The sequence below is a fragment of the Prosthecobacter sp. genome, from assembly GCF_029946185.1.
Taxonomy (GTDB): Bacteria; Verrucomicrobiota; Verrucomicrobiia; order Verrucomicrobiales; family Verrucomicrobiaceae; genus Prosthecobacter.
Genome location: NZ_JAQSEA010000034.1, coordinates 1 through 7,506, shown reverse-complemented (window position 1 = coordinate 7,506; position 7,506 = coordinate 1). Strand labels below are relative to the sequence as shown.

Genomic DNA, 7,506 nt, shown 5'->3' with positions numbered 1-7,506 from the left:
GTGCCGTTTTTGCGCAAAAAAGGCGCGATCGACTAGGCGCTTGCTGAGTCAGCAGGATGTTGGGCAAGGGAATGGCCGGAGATTTGAACCGCAGAGAATGAACGGTCGCAGAGATTTTCCAGAATGGGTTTAGAGCCCATCTGCGGTTTAGTTATTCGTGAGGTGGCAGAGATTCAATCGCTTGTTTTCTCAGGCGTTTTCCGGGAGGGCTTGGCGAGAGTGATCAGGCTGACTTGTGCTTGGATGTCATGGTCCAGGCTAAAGCTTCGGAGGCTGTGGAAGGAGCCATGATGGCGATAACATGGGGTGACGAGTGATACCATGTTGTGTTGTAACCGGGTGTGGAATGGCCGGAGATTTGCGTGGTGAAGATTTGGAGACCGGAGATTTGAACCACGGAATACACAGAATACACGGAAGGGGGATCTGACTTGAGTTTGGTGCGAAAAGGGGGCGCTGTTTTTTAGCAATGGAATGGTGGGCAATGGAATGGCCGGAGATTTGAACCGCAGAGAATGAACGGTCGCAGAGATTTTCCAGAATGGGTTTAGAGCCCATCTGCGATTTAGTTATTCGGGAGGTGCCGAGGTGGCAGAGATGCTGGCATCTTTGGGCTATCATCCGCAGCCTTTCAGGGCTGGTGTGTGGCGGGACGAAGCGACGAAAGAGCGCGTATAAGACCCTTGGTTAGCGCCATGGATGCAGACGCTTTTTCAACTGTGCGTGGTATAAGACTTGCCAAAAAGGAGGCTCCAAGATTGAATGGCGCTCTCAGCCACGTATCAGCAAATCTATCATGACGACCTTCCGACTTTACCTAACCCTTGGCCTGTTTTTTTCCTCGGCTCTGGCTCAGCAGCCTGAGGTGGATTTGAGCAGCCTGTCAGCGGAAGATCAGGCGGTCGCGAAAGGGTTGAGATTCAAAGCCGTGGATGCGGCACCTGAGGACACCCGCACTGCGACCTTCATCAAGGGCAGGCTGCCTGTCATTAACACCGGGCCCCAACCTGCTGTGGTCGGCAAGCTGAATGTCGAGGTGCGCATGCTGTTTCGCACCCCGAGTAAAGAGTGGAGCGTGATGAAATGCCGCATCGATTTTGTCGTCAACAGCAAAGGATTCTCGGAGATTTATCTTAGTTTTGGGGAGCTCAATAAGGATATTGAAAGAATCACCGGAGACAAACACTCCAAGGTGGAGGATTCCATCACTGTCATCCGCTATGCCGGGGTGAAGGTCTTTGAAAGCGAACCTTCCAAAGCCACCCGCTTCCCGGTGGAATGGTGGCTGCAAGAGGGGAAGCTGACGCAGCGGGCTGCTGCGGCCGAACCTGCGAAAATAAATGACACCTCCAAGGGTGAGCTCAAAATGCTCCGAGTGGCCACGGAGCGCGCGCTGCGTGGCCAAGTCTGGAAAGACTATGAGCAGGGCGTCGCGGCACTCAATGCCCGGTATGTGGCAGCCATCGACAAAGCGATGAAAAACTCCCAGTCTCAAGGCCTGCTGGATGAGTCCCTGGCGCTGCGCGATGAGAAGGATACCGTCGCGAAGACTGGCCGTGCCGCCAGCGCGCCGGTGCAGGTCGAGGCGCCCGCCCTTGCGGCTCTGCGGGCCACGTATGACAGTGCTTTGGCAAACCTGAAGACGGCGCGCGCGCAGGCGTCTCTTCCCGTCATGCAGGATTACAATCAGAAAGCGGAGCAGCTCATTGCGCGCCTGATCAAAGATGGAAAGCTCGATGAGGCCAAGTCTGCCCGCGATGCGAAGGATGTGCCGCTGATTGCGGAGGAGTGAGGCGTGGGGGCGCTGCTTGCTGAGGCCGATTTTTACGCGGCTATCAGGTGCTGCGGTGCGGGGAGCGCGAGGGGGCGGGAGCTGATGTGGCTCACATTCATGCTGAGATCCAACCCCTTGGGCTGGCGTCCGGTGAGGCGGCAGAAGTCGTGATAGCTGAGCACCTCAAAGGTGCGGTCCAGATGCTCGACGACCACGGTCATGCTTTCCACCCAGTCGCCGGAATTGAGGTAATGGACGTCGTCGATCATCTTGTCTGCGGGTGTGTGGATGTGACCGCAGATGATGCCGTGGCAGTTTTTCCAACGCGCGAGCTTTTGCAACTGCTCCTCATAGCGGCCGACAAAGCTGACGGCACCTTTGACCTTCATCTTCACCCAGCGGCTGAGTGAGAAGGCCTCCTTGTTGCGCCAGCGCAGCCATGCGTTGTAGGCGCGATTGATGCGCAGGAGGAGATCGTAGCCCACGGCACCGACTTTCGCGAGCCAGACGTGGTTCGTGGTCACATGGTCAAAGCCGTCGCCATGGACGACGAGATAGCGACCATGCGGGGACTCATGAATGTGCTCGTCAACCAAGGAAAGACCGGCGAGCTTGAAGGGAAGGAATTTTTCCAGGATGTCATCGTGGTTTCCGCGCAGGTAGATGACTTCGGTGCTCTCCTTTTCCATCTTCTTGAGAACGGTGCGAACAAAGTGGGTGTGCTCCTGCGTCCAGCGCCCCGAGCTTTTCAGCGCCCAGACGTCAATGATGTCGCCATTGAGGACGAGCTTCTCGCAGGCGCAGTGGCGGATCAAATGCGCCGCCTGCACGGCCTTGGAGTCCGCCATGCCGAGGTGGACATCCGACATGAAGAGAGTCTTGATGCGGAGTTTGGTTTTCATGGGTGTGGGAGCAAGGTGCTGATTTTTTCACAGCATGCCGAGAGCGGAGGTCTGTGAATAGTAACGACCTTGTCACCAGAGATGGCCTGTCACTGGCAGGGATGAAACAGGCCGAGTGAAACCTTTTCGACACGCGGCCGGCCCTTGTGCCACGGCTTCACCACTTGGGCATTTTCGTCGCGTGCAGGGTGCGGTCAATCTCATGCCGCTGATGTTCTTCAACTGTCGGTACATGCTCCGGTGGCGGGGCGGGGTCGCATGCTCTCCACGCGAACAACAGACCGATCACAAACAACGACACTGCGATGATGGGCCCGCCGTGATGGCGGATGAAGCGCGTCTGCCTGCGCCATTGCAGGAAGCTGTGGAGATCGTTGTGGCGTGGCTTGAACATGCTCCTCTTTGCGCTGCGGCGGATGGGGGTTCAATGGAGAACGCGTCACAGAAATGTTACCCAATTGTGCGGGGGGAGGAACTCAGGCTGGGAGGATGCTGTGCGCGAGACACCTGCCGTGGCTCAGCATAGCATCGGTGTCTTCACCTGAAGTACACGGCCCATCAGCAGTTCTGCCAGTGGCACCTTGCCAGCGCAGAAGTCCCAGCCCAGGCCTAACGCGGCGATCTGGCTGGGGGAGACATTGGCGCGGTTCAGTTCCACGGTGCGATCCACATCAAAGCACCCTGCCTGCACATACGCCGCCGCATCTCCCGGAGAAAACCCCGCCTGCAGCCACTGGCGTGCGGCAACTTCAGTGCCTCCGATTGCGATGGCCATTTCGGCGACTTTGTGGGGGCTCGGACTCATACCGACTTGGATGCCACCGTATTAATAACTGTTCAAATAAGCAGTTATTTAAAAAATAGAGTAATAACAATTAGTTGGATTTACCACAAAATAACGTCTGGCTGGAGATCCGGCTGGGCGCTTTTTTAATCTCGGCTCAGGTTATCAGACGCTGCCCTCACAGCACTGATAGCTGGTGGGCAGGTTTTATACCATGATGTGTTGAAAACGGGTTTATTTTCTCGTGTTGAGAATCTTTACGGGGAGAGCGTGATGAGATGGCGGAGCCTAGGTGGGGCGGGGCTGGTTGCAGACGCTGCTGGTGGGCTTGGGATGCGGCGGAGCGCTGGCTTTGCTTCCCGGAATTGTCTGCCATACCCAGGGTCGCCTCGCTGAGGCTCGGCTGACCCTGGGCTATGTTACGCAGCCCCTTCAGGGCTGGTGTGTGGCGGAGCGAGGCGAGGAAAGAGCGCAAAAAGGCCCTTACTACGCGCCATGGATTCAGACCCGTTTTCAACTGTGCGTGGTTTTATTCGGGTGCAATGATCACTTCATGAGCGGCTGCTTTAGCCACTGATGAGCAGTCGCGATGCGAACCCCGTAAACGCAGAGCCTGAGCCCGCAGTTTGGCGAGGCGTAACGACGCTGGATGACTGAGGAGTGTGAGGCACCTGTGGGCTTTGTGACGAAGCTCTACCCCACGGTGTAGGCTGAATGATTTCATGGGACACCGGCTGACGATTGCGAGTGTGGATCTGGGCCTGCGCAGGCAGTGCATTCATGAGCGGCTGCTGGAAATTGTGAGCCAGTCTGTCGGGGATTCTGGGCTGGGCGAGGGGTGAGATGAGGACCGTTTCAAACGCGGGCGGCTGGTGCGACTTCTGCGATGATCTTGGGATGGAGGAAATGTGTGAGGACAGGCATCCACGGGCTGCGGCAAATGCGAAATATAGCATCAGTGGATAGGTGGCTTTTGACAAGGTCTGAGCCTTGCCGGATAAATTGAACTGACCTTGACCATGCCTCTTCCTAACTCCGCTGACTCCGCCGCCCTTGGCGCAGGGGCTATTGCCACGCATGAGCTGCAAATGATGGAGCAGGAACGGCTGCTGCAGGAGGCGCGGCGGCGGATGGAATCTGTGCTCGTGGCGACGGAGGTGGGGACGTGGGAGTATGACATCGTGGCGAACAGGGTCTGGGCCGATGCGAATCTGGCACGCATGTTTGGCGTGTCGGAGGAGGAGGCCGAGGGGGGCAGACTGGGGGCCTACCTGGCGGCGGTGCATCCAGAAGACATTGGTCAGTTGGAGGGATCGATCGGGGCGGCGCTTCGCAAGGGCAGCAAATTTGTGTCTGAATATCGGCTGCGCCAGCAGGACGGCACCTACCGGTCTGTGATCGCACGCGGCAAGGTGGAGCGTGATGAGCGCGGGAAGCCGCTGCGGATGCCGGGTGTGGTGGTGGATGTGACGGAGCGCGTGGAGGCGGAAAGCGACCGGCTGAAGCTGCAGACCGAGCTGGACCGCCAGAGGCGTACGATGGAGGCGATGCTGTCTTCGATCACGGACTTCGTTTACAGCTTCGATCACGATGGGCGCTTCATTTTCGTCAACAAGCCTTTGCTGGATCTCTGGGGCTTGGAATTGAAGGATGCGGTGGGGAAAAACTTCTTTGATCTGTACTACCCGGATGAGCTGGCGGGCACTCTGCAAAGGCAGATTCAGCAGGTGTTTGACACGCGTCTGCCGGTGACGGACCGAACGCCCTACACGAGCTCAGCTGGTGTGGTCGGCTTTTATGAGTACATCTTTTCCCCGGTCTTCTCGTCGGGCGGAGAGGTGGAGTCTGTCGCGGGATCAACGCGGGACGTGACGAGGGATCAAAATGCGCTGACGGTGCTGCAGCAGAACGAGGCGGTCTTTCGGCAACTGGCGGACTCGATGCCGCAGATTGTGTGGTCTGCGCTGCCAGATGGTGCTTTGGACTATTATAATCAGCGCTGGTTTGAGTTCATTGGTGCCAAGAGCGGCGACAAGGAGAAGGCGGAATGGAGCCTGCACATCCATGAGGAGGATCTGCCGAAGGTCGCGGTGCTTTGGACGGAGGCTCTGGCTGCGGGAACGCCGTACGCGGCGGAGTTTCGGGTGAGGCGGGCGGATGGGGAGTTTCGCTGGTTTCTGGTACGCGCGCTGCCGCTGCGTGATGCCGAGGGGGTGATCTCCCGCTGGTATGGGACCTGCACGGACATCCACGAACAGCGGGACCTGCAAGCCAGGCTGGAACGCAGTGAGGTGCTGTTTCGACAACTGGCGGATACGATGCCGCAACTGGCGTGGATGGCGCGGCCGGATGGCTGGATCTTCTGGTACAACCGACGCTGGTATGAGTATACGGGCACGACGCAGGAGGAGATGGAGGGATGGGGATGGCAGGAAGTGAATGATCCTGAGACGCTGCCCAGTGTGGTCAGCGAATGGCAGAAATGCATCGAAAACGGGCAGCCTTTTGACATGACCTTTCCGCTGCGTGGCGCGGATGGTGTGTTCCGGCCCTTCCTGAGTCGTGCGATGCCTCACCGGGATGCGACGGGGGCGATTGTGCTGTGGTTTGGCAGCAATACGGACGTGAGTGAGCAAAAGCGCCGCGATGAGGAGCGTACTGAACTGCTGGCGAGTGAACGGGCGGCGCGCACCCAGGCGGAGCACGCGAGCCGGATGAAGGACGAATTTCTCGCGACGCTGTCCCATGAGATCCGCTCGCCGCTGAATGCGATTTTTGGCTGGACTCAGATCCTGCGGGAGGAGGTGCCGGACGCGGAAACGCTGGCGACGGGGCTGGAGGTGATCGACCGCAATGTGCGGATGCAGACGCAGCTGATCGAGGATCTGCTGGACATGAGCCGGATCATCTCAGGGAAGCTGCGGCTGGATGTGCAGCAACTGCACCCGGCGACCTGCATCAAGGCGGCGATTGAAACGGTGATGCCTGCGGCGACGGCGAAGGACATCCGCGTGGAGCAGATTCTGGACCCGCAGGCCGGGCCGATGACGGGGGACCCTTCGCGGATGCAGCAGATTGTGTGGAACCTGCTGTCGAATGCGATCAAGTTTACGCCGAAGGGGGGCAAGGTGCTGGTGACGCTGCAAAGGGTCAACTCGCACCTGGAGCTGAGCGTGTGCGACAGTGGGGAGGGGATCAGCGCGGAGTTCCTGCCGCATGTGTTTGATCGCTTTCGTCAGGCGGATGCGGCGATGAACCGCAAGCATGGCGGGCTGGGCCTGGGGCTGGCGATTGTGAAGCAACTGGTGGAGCTGCATGGCGGCACCATTCGTGTGCACAGCGCTGGCGCTGGCAAAGGGGCCACCTTTACGGTGGATCTGCCTCTGCAGGCGGTGAGCATGACCTCAGAGGGCGTGGAGCGGATGCACCCGCAGAGCTCCAACGCTCACCCGCACTTCCGCAAGAACACGGACCTGCTGGGAATCAAGGTGCTGGTGGTGGATGATGAGGATGATGCGCGGGAACTGGTGAGGCGCATCCTGAGGGACTGCGAGGCGGAGGTTTCTGTGGCGGCGTCTGCGAGCGAGGCGCTGGACTTGATCCCCACGCTGCGGCCGGACTTGATCCTGAGCGACATTGGGATGCCGAACATGGATGGCTATGAATTTTTGCGGCGGCTGAGAAAGCTGGATGCCAGCCAGGGCGGGGAGACGGTGGCGGTGGCGCTGACGGCCTTTGCACGGGCGGAGGACCGCATCAAAGCGCTGCAGGTGGGCTTCCTTTCTCATGTGTCGAAGCCGGTGGAGCCGACGGAACTGGTCGCTACTATTTCAGCGGTTGCTCGTCAGTCGAGGCGGAGGTGAAGGGGGGAGAGTTTAAGGTTTAAGGTTTCAAGTTTAAGGTTTCAAGTTGGGGGGGATGGGACGTGGCGGGGCGTGTTGGGAGCAGAGGTATTCTCTTGATCCCTCTGCGTTTTTTCACTCACGGATGAATTATAGCGATTCGCAAAACTCATTTCCGGAATGGTGGGGAGGCATTCGGGAATG

Annotated in this window: 5 protein-coding genes; 2 read left to right on the top strand and 3 right to left on the bottom strand. The window is 58.6% G+C overall.

Annotated features, from left to right (window positions below; all coding sequences use genetic code 11):
- Positions 1-796: 796 nt before the first annotated feature.
- Positions 797-1,792 carry a hypothetical protein gene (locus PSV43_RS01965; RefSeq protein ID WP_300193130.1) on the top strand — a complete coding sequence of 332 codons (996 nt, stop codon included), beginning with the start codon at positions 797-799 and terminating at the stop codon, positions 1,790-1,792.
- Between the two features lie 32 nt (positions 1,793-1,824).
- Here the strand turns inward: PSV43_RS01965 and PSV43_RS01960 are convergent, their stop codons facing one another.
- From PSV43_RS01960 to PSV43_RS01950, 3 genes are all read right to left on the bottom strand, one after another.
- A complete protein-coding gene (locus PSV43_RS01960; RefSeq protein WP_300193128.1) occupies positions 1,825-2,676 on the bottom strand; it encodes a UDP-2,3-diacylglucosamine diphosphatase in 852 nt (283 codons plus the stop codon).
- Between the two features lie 157 nt (positions 2,677-2,833).
- A complete protein-coding gene (locus tag PSV43_RS01955; protein WP_300193126.1) occupies positions 2,834-3,070 on the bottom strand; it encodes a hypothetical protein in 237 nt (78 codons plus the stop codon).
- A gap of 123 nt (positions 3,071-3,193) precedes the next feature.
- Positions 3,194-3,481, bottom strand: a complete 288-nt coding sequence (locus PSV43_RS01950) for a hypothetical protein (RefSeq protein WP_300193124.1) — start codon at positions 3,479-3,481, stop codon at positions 3,194-3,196.
- Positions 3,482-4,479: 998 nt separating this feature from the next.
- Between PSV43_RS01950 and PSV43_RS01945 the strand changes: the two genes are divergently transcribed.
- Positions 4,480-7,323: a PAS domain-containing protein gene (locus PSV43_RS01945; RefSeq protein WP_300193122.1), complete on the top strand. Its 2,844-nt coding sequence runs from the start codon at positions 4,480-4,482 to the stop codon at positions 7,321-7,323.
- Positions 7,324-7,506 lie beyond the last annotated feature (183 nt).

Excerpts from the sequence above, each read along its gene's own strand:
- PSV43_RS01960 (WP_300193128.1), bottom strand. The coding sequence starts at position 2,676 with ATGAAAACCAAACTCCGCATCAAGACTCTCTTCATGTCGGATGTCCAC.
- PSV43_RS01950 (WP_300193124.1), bottom strand. The coding sequence starts at position 3,481 with ATGAGTCCGAGCCCCCACAAAGTCGCCGAAATGGCCATCGCAATCGGA.
- PSV43_RS01955 (WP_300193126.1), bottom strand. The coding sequence starts at position 3,070 with ATGTTCAAGCCACGCCACAACGATCTCCACAGCTTCCTGCAATGGCGC.
- PSV43_RS01945 (WP_300193122.1), top strand. The coding sequence starts at position 4,480 with ATGCCTCTTCCTAACTCCGCTGACTCCGCCGCCCTTGGCGCAGGGGCT.
- PSV43_RS01965 (WP_300193130.1), top strand. The coding sequence starts at position 797 with ATGACGACCTTCCGACTTTACCTAACCCTTGGCCTGTTTTTTTCCTCG.